Here is a 14,359-nt window from a genome sequence, read left to right as displayed (position 1 = left end):
GCGGTGTGTGGGCGCGGGGCTTCGTGCGGGTCAGCGGGTGGCGGTGATGCCGGCGTCGGTGAGGAGGCGGGCGAGGTCGGTGGGGATCGGCATGGGGGTGGTGGGGCCGACGGAGGTGCGGCCGGTGTTGCCGAGGGGGGCGCGGCCGAGGGCGGAGGCGATGGCGGCTACCGACAGGCGGACGAGTTGGCCGCGGGCTTCGGGGCGGTCGCGGGTGTGCAGGGCGAGGCGGAGCATGTGCCAGTGGGCGCGGGTGTGGGGCCAGGGCCAGGGTTGGGAGAGGATGTGGGCGCGTTCCAGGGCGTGCCATCCGCTGTCGGGGTCGGTGGTGCGGCGGGCGGTGGTGAGTTCGGCTTCGAAGGCGGCTCGAATGGCTGGCGGCATGGGGGCCACGGAATTCCTCCTGTGGGGCAGCGGTTCTGTCGCCGACCAGCCTTGTCCGAGGAGCGGCGGAAGAGCTTGAACGAACCTGCTACGGGATCGGTTCGACGATCCAGCGGATGCCGCGGGAGTCCGAGGGGGCGATGCCGAACATGCGGTGGCAGACACGATTCAGATGCGAGCTGTCGGCGAAGCCCGCGCCGTGGGCGGCGGCGGTGAGAGTGTGCCCCGCCGCGACCAGATCGATGGCGCGCAGTATGCGCAGCCAGCGGATGTAGGGGCGGAACGGTAGGCCCAGTTCGGCGGTGAACAGGTGGGACAGACGGCTTTCCGACAGATCGACCGCACGCGCCACGTCCGACAGGCGCAGCGGACCGGAGTCGAGGCGGGTGCGCGACAGTGCGACCGCTCGGGTCACGGCCGGATGGCGTCGCGGGGGCGGACCGGAATCCGCGGTTCCTTGAAATCGGCCCTCCCGGAACCACTTCGGGTCACCGGCCACCGTATTCGCGGCGCGAATCCAGGAATCGATGTCATCGGCCGTGAACTCGGTGAGCCGCTGCCCGGCGGCGAGGTCCGGATCCACCAGCACGAGTGCGCCGCCGGGCGCACCCGAGACGATGGCGTGCTCAACATGCGGTGGGATGAGCGCCGCACGGGCGCGACGTTCGGTGCCGTGCGCGTCGGCCAGCACCAACTCCCCCGCCCGCGCGATGACGACCTGCACGGTGCGGTGCGCGTGCGGAGCCGCGGTGCCGATCGCCCCGTTCAGCTCGAGCACCCCGGTCCGCACCCTGACCGTTCCGGACCACATGTCGCGAATCCCCCTCACCGCGTAGGCAATACGGTGCCTAGCAGCATGTCGCGTTCGGCGTGGACGCGGGCGCGCAGGGCGTCGACGACCTCGGCGACCTCGGGGCGGCGCAGCGCTTCGGCGCGGGTGACGAGCCAGTAGGACAGCCGGATGCCCACCCGGTCCGGGAGGACGCGGACCAGGTCGGCGTGGCGGTCGGCCATGAAGCAGGGCAGCAGGCCCAGTCCGGCCGCGGCGCGGGTGGCTTCGACGTGGACGAAAACGTTGGTGGAGGAGATGGATTCGCGCATGCCGTGGGCGAAGCTGGAGGCCAGGTCCAGGTCGTCGACCTGGAGCATGGAGTCGATGAAGTAGACGAAGGGCTGGCCGGTGAGGTCGTCGAGGGTGGCGGGAGCGCCGTGTTCGGCGAGATAGGCGCGGGAGCCGTAGAGGCCGAGGACGTAGTCGCCGAGACGGATGAGTTCGGCGCGGCGGACCTGTGGTTTGCCCACCACCACTTCGATATCCAGGCCCGAGCGTTGCAGTGAGGCGCGGCGGGTGGCGGCGACGATCTCCAGGGCGACCCCGGGATGTTTGCGCCGGACGTCGGCGACCGCGGGAGCGGCCAGGTAGGCGCTGAAACCGTCGGTGGCCGACAGGCGGACGACGCCCTCGAGGATGCGTTCGCCGCGGGCGTCCGGCGAGAGCGAGCGCACCGCGGATTCGATGGATTCGGCGGCGTCGAGGGCCTCCCGACCCAGCTCGGTCAGCTCCCAGCCACCGGCGCCGCGCGTCAGCACCCGGCCGCCCAGCGCCCGTTCCAGCGCGGCGATGCGGCGGGAGATGGTGGTGTGGTTGATACCCAGTTCCTCCGCCGCGGACACGTAGCGCCCGGTGCGACCGACGGCCAGGAGTACGAGCAGGTCATCCGCATTGGGACGGGGAGTGGCGGAGGTCACGGCCATTTCTGCATCTTTGCAGATACCCAGTGCGAAAGTGGGCATTGCGGGCGAAGAAATCTGCACGAATACTCTGAACAGTTCGAATCTTGTGGGCCGCATCACAGATGAGGGGTGATGCGGCCGAACGGTAAGGAGAAGTGCGATGAGCGTCGGCGTAGCCGGGCCGCGGCCGGGATCCGATCCCGCCCCCACCGGACTCCGAAGGGTGGTGGCGGCCTCCATGGCCGGGACGGTCGTGGAATGGTACGAGTTCTTCCTCTACGGCACCGCGGCCACGCTGGTGTTCAACAAGGTGTTCTTCTCCGAGAACACCAGCGAACTCGATGCGATCCTCGCGGCCTTCGTCACCTACGCGGTGGGTTTCGCGGCACGACCGCTGGGCGGCGTGGTCTTCGGGCACTTCGGTGACAAGTACGGGCGCAAGAAGCTGTTGCAGCTGAGCCTGCTGCTGGTCGGCGCGGCCACCTTCTTGATGGGCTGCCTGCCCACCTTCGGGCAGATCGGGTACTGGGCCCCGGCGCTGCTGGTGGCGCTGCGGTTCATGCAGGGCTTCGCGGTCGGCGGCGAATGGGGCGGCGCGGTACTGCTGGTGGCCGAGCACAGCCCGAATCGCAGCCGCGCCTTCTGGTCCGCGTGGCCGCAGGCCGCGGTGCCGATCGGCAATATGCTCGCCACCGTCGTACTGCTGGTGCTCACCTCGACGCTGTCGGACGCCGCGTTCCTGTCGTGGGGCTGGCGGGTCGCCTTCTGGCTGTCGGCGGTGGTCGTGCTGATCGGCTACTACATCCGGACCAAGATCACCGACGCGCCGATCTTCCTGGCCGCGCAGCAGCAGGCCGAGCAGGAGAAGGCCACCGGGTTCAGTGCCGTCGAGGTGATGAAGCGTTACCCGCGTGGGGTTTTCACCGCCATGGGGCTGCGGTTCGGCGAGAACATCATGTACTACCTGGTGGTCACCTTCTCCATCACCTATCTGAAGGTGCAGGTCGGGGCCGACACCACGGTGATCCTGTGGTGGCTGTTGGCCGCGCACGCGGTGCACTTCACGGTGATTCCCATGGTGGGACGGCTCAGCGACCGATTCGGCAGGCGGCCGGTCTATTTCGTGGGCGCGGCCACCGCGGCCACCTGGGGCTTCTTCGCCTTCCCCATGATGGACAGCGACCACAATGCCGTCATCCTGTTCGCCATCGTGCTCGGCCTGGTGTTCCACGCCTTCATGTACTCGGCGCAGCCCGCGATCATGGCGGAGATGTTCCCGACCCGCATGCGGTATTCCGGTGTGTCCCTCGGCTATCAGGTCACCTCGATCGTCGCCGGATCGCTCGCGCCGATCATCGCGGTGAAGCTGCTGGACAGCTTCGGCTCGTCGGTCCCGATCGCGATCTACCTGGCCCTGGCCTGCACGGTCACCCTCGTGGCGGTGTACTTCGCCCGGGAGACCACGGGCGCGGACCTGGCCGAGCTCGACCGCGCCGATGCCCGCAGCCTGGCCGCCTCGACCGATGCCAAGGCGGTGAGCGCGTGAGTGGCACCGCCACCGGCGATCTGACCGGTCGCACCGCACTGGTGACCGGCGGTGCGAGTGGGATCGGCGCGGCCTGCGCCCGGCAGTTGGCCGGGCGCGGGGCCGCGGTCACCATCGCCGATATCGACGGCGTCGCGGCCAAGGATCTGGCCGCCGATATCGGCGGCAGCGCATGGGAAGTCGACCTCGGCGACGTCACGGCACTCGAGGACCTGCGGCTCGAGGTGGACATCCTGGTGAACAATGCCGGCGTCCAGACCGTGAGCCCCCTGGCGGACTTCCCGCCCGAACGCTTCCGCGCCATGCTCGCGCTCATGGTGGAGGCCCCGTTCCTGCTCGTCCGCGCGGCACTGCCCGCCATGTACGAGCGCCGATTCGGGCGGATCGTGAATATCTCGTCCGTGCACGGGATTCGCGCGTCGGCGTACAAATCCGCGTATGTCACCGCCAAACACGCCCTCGAGGGACTGTCCAAGGTGACCGCGCTCGAGGGCGGGCCGCACGGAGTGACGAGCAATTGCGTCAACCCCGGCTATGTGCGAACTCCACTGGTGGACAAGCAGATCGCCGATCAGGCCACCGCGCACGGCATTCCCGAACAGGATGTGGTGGAGCGGATCCTGTTGACCGAGAGCGCGGTCAAACGGCTCATCGAACCCGAAGAGGTCGCCGAGCTGGTCGGCTGGCTCACCTCGAACGCGGCGGGCATGGTCACCGGCGCGTCCTACACCATGGACGGCGGATGGAGCGCGCGATGATGGATACCGCTGTGGCGCAGTGGACGCCGAGCGACACCGATATCGAGGCCGCGCGCATCACCGACTTCGCACGCTTCGTGACCGCCCGCACCGGCATGGATCTGCCCGACTACCGCTCGCTGTGGCAGTGGTCGGTGGACGACATCACCGGATTCTGGCGGGCGGTGTGGGACTACTTCGACCTCGGTCCGGCACCGGGCGCGGTGCTCACCGATGCGGCCATGCCGGGCGCGCGCTGGTTCCCCGAGGTGCGACTGAACTACGTCGACCAGGTGGTGCGGCAGGCTCGCACCGACCGGCCCGCCATTCTCGATATCGGCGAGGACGCGCCGGTGCGGGAACTGAGCTGGGCCGAACTGCTCACGCGTACCGGCGCTTTCGCCCGCACCCTGCGCGCGCAGGGAGTCCAGGCCGGGGACCGGGTCGCCGGATACCTGCCCAATATTCCGGAGGCGGTCATCGCATTCCTGGCCACGGCCAGTATCGGCGCTATCTGGAGCGCCTGCGGACAGGACTACTCCCCGCAGGCGGCGCTGGATCGGCTGGGGCAGTTGGAACCGGTGGTGCTGGTGACCGCCGACGGCTACCGCTACGGCGGCAAGGAATACGACCGGCGGGCCGAGATCGCTTCCATACGAGCGGGATTGCCGACGGTGCGGGCCACGGTCGCGGTGTCGCGGCTCGGGCACGCCGTACCGGGGGCGGTGCCGTGGGCGGACGCGTCGGCGGGCGGAACGACCGAATTCGCCACGGAGTCGGTGGCTTTCGATCACCCCCTGTGGGTGCTCTACTCCTCGGGCACCACCGGCAAACCCAAAGGCATCGTCCACGGCCACGGCGGCGTCCTGCTCGAACACCTCAAAGCCATCGCCCTGCACACCGACCTCGGCCCCACCGACACCTTCTTCTGGTACACCAGCCCCTCCTGGATGATGTGGAACTTCCAAATCGCCGGACTCCTCGTCGGCGCCACCATCGTCTGCTACGACGGCAGCCCCACCCACCCCACCACCGACACCCTCTGGACACTCGCCGCCACCACCGCCACCACCGTCCTGGGCACCAGCCCCGGCTACGTCCTGGCCTGCGCCAAAGCCGACACCCACCCCGCCCGCGACCACGACCTGACCGCCCTGCGCAGCATCGGCATCACCGGCTCCGCCCTGCCCCCGTCCTCCTCCCTGTGGCTACGCGACCACATCGGCGACCTCCCCGTCACCTCCATCAGCGGCGGCACCGACGTCGTCTCCGCCTTCCTCGGCGCCGTCCCCACCGTCCCCGTCTGGCCCGGCGAACTCTCGGTGCCCTACCTCGGCGCCGCCGTCGCCGCCTACGACGACCACGGCCACCCCGTGCACGGCGAGGTCGGCGAACTCGTCATCACCGCCCCCATGCCCTCGATGCCCGTCCGCTTCTGGAACGACCCCGACCACACCCGCTACCACCACGCCTACTTCGACACCTACCCCGGCATCTGGCGCCACGGCGACTGGATCACCATCACCGACCACGACAGCATCATCGTCCACGGCCGCTCCGACTCCACCCTCAACCGCAACGGCATCCGCATGGGCTCCGCCGACATCTACCAAGCCGTCGAAGCCCTCCCCGAAATCACCGAATCCCTCGTCCTGGGCATCGAACAACCCGACGGCGGCTACTGGATGCCCCTGTTCGTCGTCCTCACCGACGGCACCCACCTCGACGATCGCTTACGTGAGCGGATCGCCACCGCGATCCGGACCGAACTGTCGCCCCGGCACGTTCCGGACGAGATCATCGCGGCACCGGGTATCCCGCACACCCGCACCGGCAAGAAACTCGAAGTGCCGCTGAAGAAACTGCTCCGGGGAGCCGACCCCGACACCGTGGTGGCCCGTACCGCCATCGACGATCCGGCACTGCTCGACTGGTTCGCGGCTATCCGGCGATATGCGCGATGACCTGCTCGATGTAGTCGCCGAACAGCGCACCCATATCGACGGCGTCGGGATCGAGCAGCCACTGTTGCTGTAGGCCGTCCATCATCGCGAACACCTGCCGCGCAACGGCTTTGGTGTCGATATCGGCGCGCACCGTGCCCTCGGCGATTCCCGCGTCGAGGGCACGGGCCAAGCCCGACTCCAATCGGCGGTAGCGATCCGCCGCCCAGGCGTGCGCCGGATGGTCATCGGTCACCGACTCCCCCGTCACGACCGTGAACAGCTGCACGAGTCCGGGCACGTGCGTATTGTGTTCGACCAGCCGAGCCAGGCGACGCAGGGCGTCGGGACCCGATAGCGGCGCACCGAATTCCAGCCGCTCGGCGTCGAGCCGGTCGCGATACTCCAGCACCGCGGCCAGCAGTGCCGCCTTCGACGGGAAGTAGTGCAGCAGGCCAGGCTGGGACAGCCCGCACAGCTCGGCGATCTCGGCGATCGAGGAACCGCGAAACCCGTTCTCGGCAAAGGATTTCAACGCCACGTCCAGAATCAGCTCGCGGCGCGCCTCGCCGCGTGGGCGGCTGCGACGCTGCGCCATGACCTCCTCCTTCCGCCGTCTTCCAGGCCGACAGTAGCCGCGGCCGTGCCACCCCTCCGCATCGGCCACCCCAACCATAATATCTCGGATTGATAACATTACCGAGTGCCCGCTCGGTTAGCGGTGAATGCGCTGGCACACTCGATCCCATGAGCCAGGCCGCCGACGCACCCACCGATATCGTTCCCCTCACCCTCGACGGCGGGTACGGAACCCTCGCGGCCTGGGAAGCCGTGCCACCGCTCGGCGTCGACGCCCGCGGCACCGTCGTCCTGGTGCCCGGCTTCACCGGGTCCAAGGAGGATTTCGCCGCCATGCTGCCACTGTTGGCAGCCGCCGGATATCGGGCGGTGGCCTATGACCAGCGCGGACAGTGGCAGTCCGACGGGCCCGACCAGATCGACGGCTACACCATGGACGATTTCTCCGGCGATCTGCTGAAGGTCGTGGACCAGGCGTCCGGCCAACAGCCCGTCCATCTGGTCGGCCATTCCTTCGGCGGGTATGTCGCGCGGGTCGCGGTGGTGGCCCGGCCCGAGCGCTTCCGGACACTCACCCTGCTGGCCTCCGGCCCGTCCTCGGTGTCGGACATCAACTTCCCGCCGCCGAGCCTGGTCGCCCAGGCCGTCGAGGCGGGCGGTCAGGAGTTCATCTGGCAGCAGATGAGCAGCGCCCTGTTCGCCGCCGGTTCGGCCGATCCGGCGCGCATCGACTTCCTCCACCAGCGCATCCTGGCCACCAAGAAGGCCAATATCCTCGGCATTCTCCAGGTCATGGAGGTGCCGCCGCTGGCCGACCCCGCCGTTCTCCGGGCGGCGGGCGTACCCATTCTGGTCGCCTACGGCGATACCGGCGATCTCTGGAATCCCGAGGTGCACGAGCGGTTCGCGGCGGCCCTAGGCGCGCGCCGCGCGGTGTATCCCGGCGTCGGGCATCTGCCCAACGAGGATCGACCGGCCCAGGTGTGCACCGACCTGGTGGCGTTCTGGGACCACGCCGCCGCTCAGTAGCCCGATATTCGCCGACAATCGAGAGAAGGAACGGGACATCGCATGGACGACCTCATCGAGGACCTGCTCGCGAAACTCGACCTACCCGCCAAACTGCGGCTGATCTCGGGTGCGGGCATGTTCCGCTTCGCCGGTGATCCGGATATCGGCTTGGCCGAGATGCCCGTCTCGGACGGGCCGTCGGGCGTGCGTGGCGAATACTGGGACGAGCGTGACCCCTCGGTGAGTCTGCCGTCGGGTACCGCCGTCGCCGCCACCTGGGATCCCGAACTGCTCACCGAGATCGGCGCGCTCATCGCCCACGAGGCACGCCGCAAAGACGTGTACGCGGTCCTCGGCCCCACTGTCAATCTACATCGGTCCCCCTTGGGCGGAAGACATTTCGAATGCTTCTCCGAGGATCCGGTACTCACCGCCGACATGGCCGCGGCCTACGTGCGCGCCGTCCAAGCGCACGGCGTGAGCGCGTGCCCGAAACACTACGTGGCCAACGACTCCGAGACCGACCGCTTCACCGTCGATGTGCGTGTCGACGAGCGGGCGCTGCGCGAGCTGTACCTGTACCCGTTCGAGCGATGCGTCGACGCGGGCGCGTGGATGATCATGGACGCCTACAACTCGGTCCACGGCATCACCATGACCGAGAACCCGCTCCTGGACGAACCGCTCAAGGGCAGCTGGGGATTCGACGGCGTCGTGGTGTCGGACTGGACAGCGGTGCGCACCACCACCGCCGCCGCCCAGGGCACCGATATCGCCATGCCCGGACCGCCCATGCTCTGGGGTGCGCCGCTCGAGGAGGCGGTACGCCGGGGTGAGGTACCCGAAGCCGCCATCGACGAGAAGGTGCGACGCATCCTGCGCTTCGCCCAGCGCGTGGGCGCGCTGCACGGATCACCGCAGGCCACACCGGAATTCGACGACGAGCGGGCGCAGGCCCTGGTGCGGCGCGCCGCCGCCGCGGGCATGGTGCTGGTGCGCAATGACGGTGTGCTGCCGCTCGCCCCGGACACCACGGTCGCGCTGCTGGGACCGCACGCCGACCTGCCGCGCTTCATGGGCGGCGGCAGCGCCACCGTCATCCCCGCGCACACCACCACACCCGTCGAGGGCCTCGAAACCGTTCTCACCGTGCGACACACGCCCGGCGTGCGACTCGAGGAGAAGCTGATTCCGGTGCCGCTGGAACTGGTCACCGATCCCGACACCGGCACACCGGGAGTGAGTCTGCGCTACCTCGACGGTGACACCGTCATCGACACCCAGCACCGCACCGCCGGCAACCTCATGCTCTTCGGCGACCGCAAGGCCGCCACGGCGACGACCCTGGAGATCCGGGCGCGGCTGCGCGCCGACGTGGCCGGTGCGTGGCAGATCGGCGTCGGCACCCTCGGACAGGCCCGGCTGGAACTCGACGGCGAGACCGCCCTCGACGAGACCATCACCTTCGAGGGCACCGATCCGGTGGGCGCGATCCTCTACCCACCCCAGCGCGCGGTCACCCGCACCCTCGCCGAAGGGCAGGAGGTCGACGTCCGCATCACCGTCGCCGCACCACCCGCCATCCCGGGCCTCGGCGTCATTCTCGGTCTCACCTTCGGCATCACCCGGCCGCAGCGTCCCGCCGCGGAGGAATTCGCGGCCGCGGTGGAACTGGCGCGCACCTCCGATGTGGCGGTCGTCGTGGTCGGCACCACCGAACAGATCGAGTCCGAGGGTTTCGACCGCACCGATCTGCGCCTCCCCGGCCGCCAGGACGAACTGGTCGCGGCCGTCGCCGCCGCCAATCCGCGCACCGTCGTGGTGGTCAATTCCGGTGCGCCCGTGGAAATGCCGTGGCGCGACGATGTGGCGGCCGTGCTGCTGTCCTGGTTCCCGGGCCAGGAGTTCGGGGCCGCCCTCGCCGATGTGCTCACCGGCGCGGCCGAACCCGGCGGGCGACTGCCCACCACCTGGCCCGCACGCATGGCCGACGCGCCGGTGCTGTCGACCACACCGCAGGCCGATGGCACACTCCCCTACACCGAGGGCATTCACATCGGTTACCGGGCGTGGCTGAAATCCGGTGTGGCTCCGGCCTATCCATTCGGTCACGGGCTCGGCTACACCACCTGGTCGCTCGGCGATCTCAGCGTGGACGGCCGGACCGCCACGGTGACGGTCACCAATACCGGTGACCGCGAGGGCAAGCAGGTGGTACAGGCGTACCTGTCCCGGGCGGACAGCGCGGTGGACCGCCCCGTGCGGTGGCTGGCCGGATTCGCCGCCGTCACGGTCGCCCCCGGCGCTTCCCACACGGTGCGCATCCCCCTGCCACAGCGGGCTTTCGAGCATTGGACCGAGGCGGGCTGGACGACCGAACCCGGCTCGTTCACCCTCCACGTGGGCACGTCGGTGACGGATCTCCCGCTCACCGCCGAGATCAGCTGAACACCAACCGGTTCCAGCCGGATCGGACGCCTTCGAAGCAGGTGCCCGACCCGGCTTCCCGCCACCGAACATCCTTCGTCGTGGCTCGCTCTACCCCTTCGGGAGCGAGCACGACCCTGCCACAACATGTCGCGATTACATGCCTAAATGCGCATATCCGAGTATGGGGATATTTGAACTGCCGCTGGCACGGTTCATCCTCGTGCGGGCACGATGGAGTATGCGCAGAGGAGCACTGCTCGCGACAACGCTGCTGGCCGGACTGTTGCTGACGCCGACCGCCCCCGCCACCGCCGAAGCGACGGCGACGGAACTGGTCGCGCAGGCCGACGCCGCCCCGACCCCGATACTGAACTGGGCCACCTGCACCGAACCCGGGCTGGACCGATTCCAGTGTGCGACAGCCCGAGTCCCGCTCGACTACGCGAAACCCGATGGCGCGACCCTGGATCTGGCGGTCGTGCGGCAACCGGCCACCGACTCGGACCGGCGCATCGGCACCCTGTTCTCCGCCGCCGGCGGACCGGGTGGCTCCGGTATCGACGCGGCGCGTGATATCGGACTCGGATCACCGGAACTGGCACAGCGTTTCGACCTGGTCACCTTCGATCAGCGCGGGATCGGCCGCAGCGCACAGGTGCGCTGTTTCGCCGACACCGCGGCGCAGGAGGACTTCTGGTCGCGCTACGCGCCCCTGCCCACCTCGCAGCGGCAGTACGACGACCTGGAACGACTCAGCCGCGAACTCGCCGACAGCTGCGCCGCCCACTCCGGCGAGCTGCTCCCCCACCTCACCACCGTCGACGCCGCCCGCGATCTGGACCTGCTGCGCCGCGCCGTCGGCGACGCCGCCCTCACCTACGCGGGCGGATCCTATGCCAGCTACCTCGGCGAGATGTACGGGGCGCTGTTCGGCGAGCGGGTCCGCGCGCTCCGGCTCGGCGCCATGATCGAACCCGTCGGCTACACCGAGTACACGCTGACCAGCCTCGCCGAAGCGGCCATCGGAACCGAACAGGTGCTCACCGAGTTCGCCCGCCTGTGCGCCGAGGCCGGTTCGCCCCGTTGCGCTTTCGCGGGCGGCGAGGTGCGCGCCCGCAATCTGGCGCTGCTCGACAGACTTCGCGAGGGACCGATCACCGTCGGCTCCGGGGACGCCGCTCGCCCCGTCACCTACGCCGAATTCCTGCACGCGCAGGTCTTCCTGCTCTACGACCCCGAATACTGGCCCACGCTCGGAACCCTGCTTGCCGAAGTGGACCGCGGCGCGGACGGCGATCCCGGCACCGTCGCCGCCATTCTCGACACCACCCCGCTCACCGCCGCGTTCATGACGTCGTTCACCGCCATCACCTGCGCGGACGTCCGGCTCCCGAAAGACCCCGGCCTGTGGCCGACGCTGGCCCGCGTCATCGAATCCGCGGCCCCGACCTTCGGTTCGTACTGGCTCTATCCCGTCCAGGCGTGCGGAGCCTGGCACTCCCCCGCCGACGGCTACCCGCAGCGCTACACCGGACCATGGACCCTGAACACCGACACCCCCGCACTCCTGACGAACGCGCGCTTCGACCCGGCCACTCCGCTGTTCCGCGCCGAACACGCCCACCAGATCGTCGGCAATGCCCGCCTGGTCGTGCTGGACGGCTACGGCCACACCACATCCAGCACCTGCACCCGCGAACTGGGCGACGCGTACCTCATCGACCTGACGCTCCCCGCCCCCGGAACCACCTGCCCCGCCGACCGTGCCCCCTTCACCTGACCACCGCGAGGGGGAACTGGTGGTGGCAACGGCCGAGAGACCGCCGCCACCAGTTCCCCCTCGGGCGTCACTTCTTGCGTTCGCGCTTTTCGCGGACGCGGATGTTCACTCGGACGGGGGAACCGTCGAAGTTGAATTCTTCGCGGAGACGGCGTTCGAGGAAGCGGCGGTAGCCGGCTTCCAGGAAGCCGGTGGTGAAGAGGACGAAGGTGGGCGGGCGGGTGGATGCCTGGGTGGCGAAGAGGACGCGTGGGAGGCGACCGCCGCGCATGGGGGGCGGGGTGGCGGCGACGACTTCCTTGAGCCAGGCGTTCAGGCGGCCCGTCGAAATGCGCTTGTCCCAGGATTCCAGGGCGGTTTCCATCGCGGGCACGAGCTTCTGGACGGCACGGCCGGTGTGGGCGGAGATATTGACGCGCAGCGCCCACTGCACCTGCACCATCTCCCGCTCGATCTCGCGTTCCAGCGCCAGGCGGCGGTCCTCGTCGACCAGATCCCACTTGTTGTAGGCGATCACGAGGGCGCGACCGGCGTCGGCGACCATGCTGATGACGCGCAGATCCTGTTCGGTGATGGGCTGCGAGGCGTCGATGAGCATGACCGCCACCTCGGCGGCCTCCAGGGCCGACTTGGTGCGCAACGAGGCGTAGAACTCGTGGCCGCTGGCATTGCCGACCTTCCGGCGCAGCCCCGCGGTGTCGACGAAACGCCAAGGCTTGCCGCCCAATTCGACCAGGGAGTCGACCGGGTCGACGGTGGTGCCCGCCACATCGTGCACCACCGAGCGCTCGAAGCCCGACAGCTTGTTGATCAGACTCGACTTGCCGACATTCGGCTTGCCGATGAGCGCCACGCGGCGCGGGCCGCCGGTACCGCCGGTGCCCTCGCGCGGGGTTTCCGGCAGCACCGCCAGCAGGTCGTCGAGCAGGTCGCCGGTGCCGCGGCCGTGTGCGGCCGACACCATATGCGGTTCACCCAGCCCGAGCGACCACAGCGACGCCGCCTCGGCCTCACCCTTCTGGTCGTCCACCTTGTTGGCTACCAGAATGACCGGGGTCTTGCTGCGGCGCAGCGTCTTCGCGACGGCCTCGTCGGTGGCGGTCGCACCGACCGTGGCGTCCACCACCACGAGGATCGCGTCGGCGGTCTGCATGGCGATCTCGGCCTGGCGGGCCACCGACTGTTGCAGCCCCTTGGCGTCGGGCTCCCAGCCGCCGGTGTCCTGTACCAGGAATTTGCGCCCGGCCCAGTTGGCCTCGTAGCTGATGCGGTCGCGGGTCACGCCCGGCACATCCTCGACCACCGCTTCGCGGCGGCCCAGAATCCGGTTCACCAGCGTGGACTTGCCGACATTCGGGCGGCCGACGATAGCCACCGTCGGCATCGGCACCTGCTCGGCCTCGTCATGTTCACCGGCGAGTTCGGCCAGCTCCCAATCGGTTTCGTCGGCCCAGACGCCGTCTCCGGCAAAAGTATCCTGCGTCACTACGCACCTCCTGCCGAAATCTGCTGCCGCACCACGCGATACAGCTCGTCGATGACCTCGTCCATATTCAGCTCGCTGGTGTCCACCAGCACCGCGTCCTCGGCGGGGCGCAGCGGCGACACCTTGCGGGTGGAGTCGAGGTTGTCGCGGCGCTGCACATCGGCCAGCACCGCCGCGAAATCGTCACCGCGGCCCTCGGCGATGTTCTGCGCGTTGCGCCGCGTCGCCCGCGCCTCGGCGGAAGCGGTCAGGTAGACCTTCACATCGGCGGCGGGCAGCACCACGGTGCCGATATCGCGTCCCTCCACCACGATGCGGCCCGAGGTGGCGGCGATATCGCGCTGCAGGGCGACCAGTTGGTCACGCACCTCCGGCACCGCGGACACCGCGGACACCGCCTTGGTGACGGCATTGCCGCGAATCTCGGCGGAGACGTCCTCACCGTCGAGTTCGATGACCTCTCGGCTGGGATCGGTGCCGATGGACAGCGGCAGCTCCTTCACCGCCACCACGATGGCGGCGGCATCGGTGAGATCGACACCGCTGCGCAGCACGCGCAAGGTCGCCACCCGGTACATCGCCCCGGTGTCCAGGTAGCGGGCGCCGAGGCGGGTGGCCAGGCGTCGCGACACGCTCGACTTGCCGGTGCCGGACGGGCCGTCCATGGCGACGACCAGCGGGCCCGTACCCGTCAGCGCATCCTCGGCCACCATCGCACTCCTCACACCG

General features: G+C 69.3%; 12 protein-coding genes. 6 read left to right on the top strand and 6 right to left on the bottom strand.

The window, feature by feature from the left end:
• Positions 1 to 30: 30 nt before the first annotated feature.
• The 3 genes from FOH10_RS09945 to FOH10_RS09935 all read right to left on the bottom strand — a co-directional run bounded on the left by FOH10_RS09945 (position 31) and on the right by FOH10_RS09935 (position 2,139).
• A complete protein-coding gene (locus tag FOH10_RS09945; protein ID WP_143980480.1) occupies positions 31 to 384 on the bottom strand; it encodes a DUF3703 domain-containing protein in 354 nt (117 codons plus the stop codon).
• A gap of 88 nt (positions 385 to 472) precedes the next feature.
• Positions 473 to 1,195, bottom strand: a complete 723-nt coding sequence (locus tag FOH10_RS09940; RefSeq protein WP_143980479.1) for a helix-turn-helix transcriptional regulator — start codon at positions 1,193 to 1,195, stop codon at positions 473 to 475.
• 14 nt (positions 1,196 to 1,209) lie between these two features.
• Positions 1,210 to 2,139, bottom strand: a complete 930-nt coding sequence (locus FOH10_RS09935) for a LysR family transcriptional regulator (protein ID WP_143980478.1) — start codon at positions 2,137 to 2,139, stop codon at positions 1,210 to 1,212.
• A 139-nt stretch (positions 2,140 to 2,278) separates the two neighbouring features.
• On the opposite strand from FOH10_RS09935, the gene FOH10_RS09930 reads away from it, so the two are divergent.
• The 3 genes from FOH10_RS09930 to FOH10_RS09920 are packed head-to-tail and all read left to right on the top strand — an operon-like array spanning position 2,279 to position 6,365.
• Positions 2,279 to 3,664 (top strand): MFS transporter, encoded by a 1,386-nt coding sequence (locus FOH10_RS09930; RefSeq protein ID WP_143980477.1) that lies wholly within the window; start codon positions 2,279 to 2,281, stop codon positions 3,662 to 3,664.
• Positions 3,661 to 4,422 carry a 3-hydroxybutyrate dehydrogenase gene (locus FOH10_RS09925; RefSeq protein WP_143980476.1) on the top strand — a complete coding sequence of 254 codons (762 nt, stop codon included), beginning with the start codon at positions 3,661 to 3,663 and terminating at the stop codon, positions 4,420 to 4,422. Before FOH10_RS09930 ends, FOH10_RS09925 begins: the two co-directional genes overlap by 4 nt.
• Positions 4,419 to 6,365, top strand: coding sequence for an acetoacetate--CoA ligase (locus tag FOH10_RS09920; protein ID WP_425326136.1), 1,947 nt, complete (start codon positions 4,419 to 4,421; stop codon positions 6,363 to 6,365). Before FOH10_RS09925 ends, FOH10_RS09920 begins: the two co-directional genes overlap by 4 nt.
• Here the strand turns inward: FOH10_RS09920 and FOH10_RS09915 are convergent.
• On the bottom strand, positions 6,343 to 6,942 hold the full coding sequence (locus tag FOH10_RS09915; protein WP_143980475.1) for a TetR/AcrR family transcriptional regulator: 600 nt from the start codon (positions 6,940 to 6,942) through the stop codon (positions 6,343 to 6,345). The two genes, FOH10_RS09920 and FOH10_RS09915, sit on opposite strands and share 23 nt — an antisense overlap.
• Positions 6,943 to 7,091: 149 nt before the next feature.
• On the opposite strand from FOH10_RS09915, the gene FOH10_RS09910 reads away from it, so the two are divergent.
• The 3 genes from FOH10_RS09910 to FOH10_RS09900 all read left to right on the top strand — a co-directional run bounded on the left by FOH10_RS09910 (position 7,092) and on the right by FOH10_RS09900 (position 12,144).
• Entirely contained in the window at positions 7,092 to 7,952 is an 861-nt protein-coding gene (locus tag FOH10_RS09910) for an alpha/beta fold hydrolase (RefSeq protein WP_143980474.1), read from the top strand.
• A gap of 42 nt (positions 7,953 to 7,994) precedes the next feature.
• Positions 7,995 to 10,382 (top strand): beta-glucosidase family protein, encoded by a 2,388-nt coding sequence (locus tag FOH10_RS09905; RefSeq protein WP_143980473.1) that lies wholly within the window; start codon positions 7,995 to 7,997, stop codon positions 10,380 to 10,382.
• A 220-nt stretch (positions 10,383 to 10,602) separates the two neighbouring features.
• Positions 10,603 to 12,144, top strand: a complete 1,542-nt coding sequence (locus FOH10_RS09900) for an alpha/beta hydrolase (protein WP_143980472.1) — start codon at positions 10,603 to 10,605, stop codon at positions 12,142 to 12,144.
• A gap of 67 nt (positions 12,145 to 12,211) precedes the next feature.
• Here the strand turns inward: FOH10_RS09900 and der are convergent, their stop codons facing one another.
• Positions 12,212 to 13,630 (bottom strand): ribosome biogenesis GTPase Der, encoded by a 1,419-nt coding sequence (der, locus tag FOH10_RS09895; protein WP_029928419.1) that lies wholly within the window; start codon positions 13,628 to 13,630, stop codon positions 12,212 to 12,214.
• Positions 13,630 to 14,343, bottom strand: coding sequence for a (d)CMP kinase (gene cmk, locus FOH10_RS09890; protein ID WP_051037135.1), 714 nt, complete (start codon positions 14,341 to 14,343; stop codon positions 13,630 to 13,632). Before cmk ends, der begins: the two co-directional genes overlap by 1 nt.
• Positions 14,344 to 14,359 lie beyond the last annotated feature (16 nt).

The organism is Nocardia otitidiscaviarum (assembly GCF_007362295.1).
GTDB lineage: Bacteria > Actinomycetota > Actinomycetes > Mycobacteriales > Mycobacteriaceae > Nocardia > Nocardia otitidiscaviarum.
Note: the sequence above shows the minus strand (reverse complement) of the source record. Positions and strands in the feature narration are given on the sequence as shown.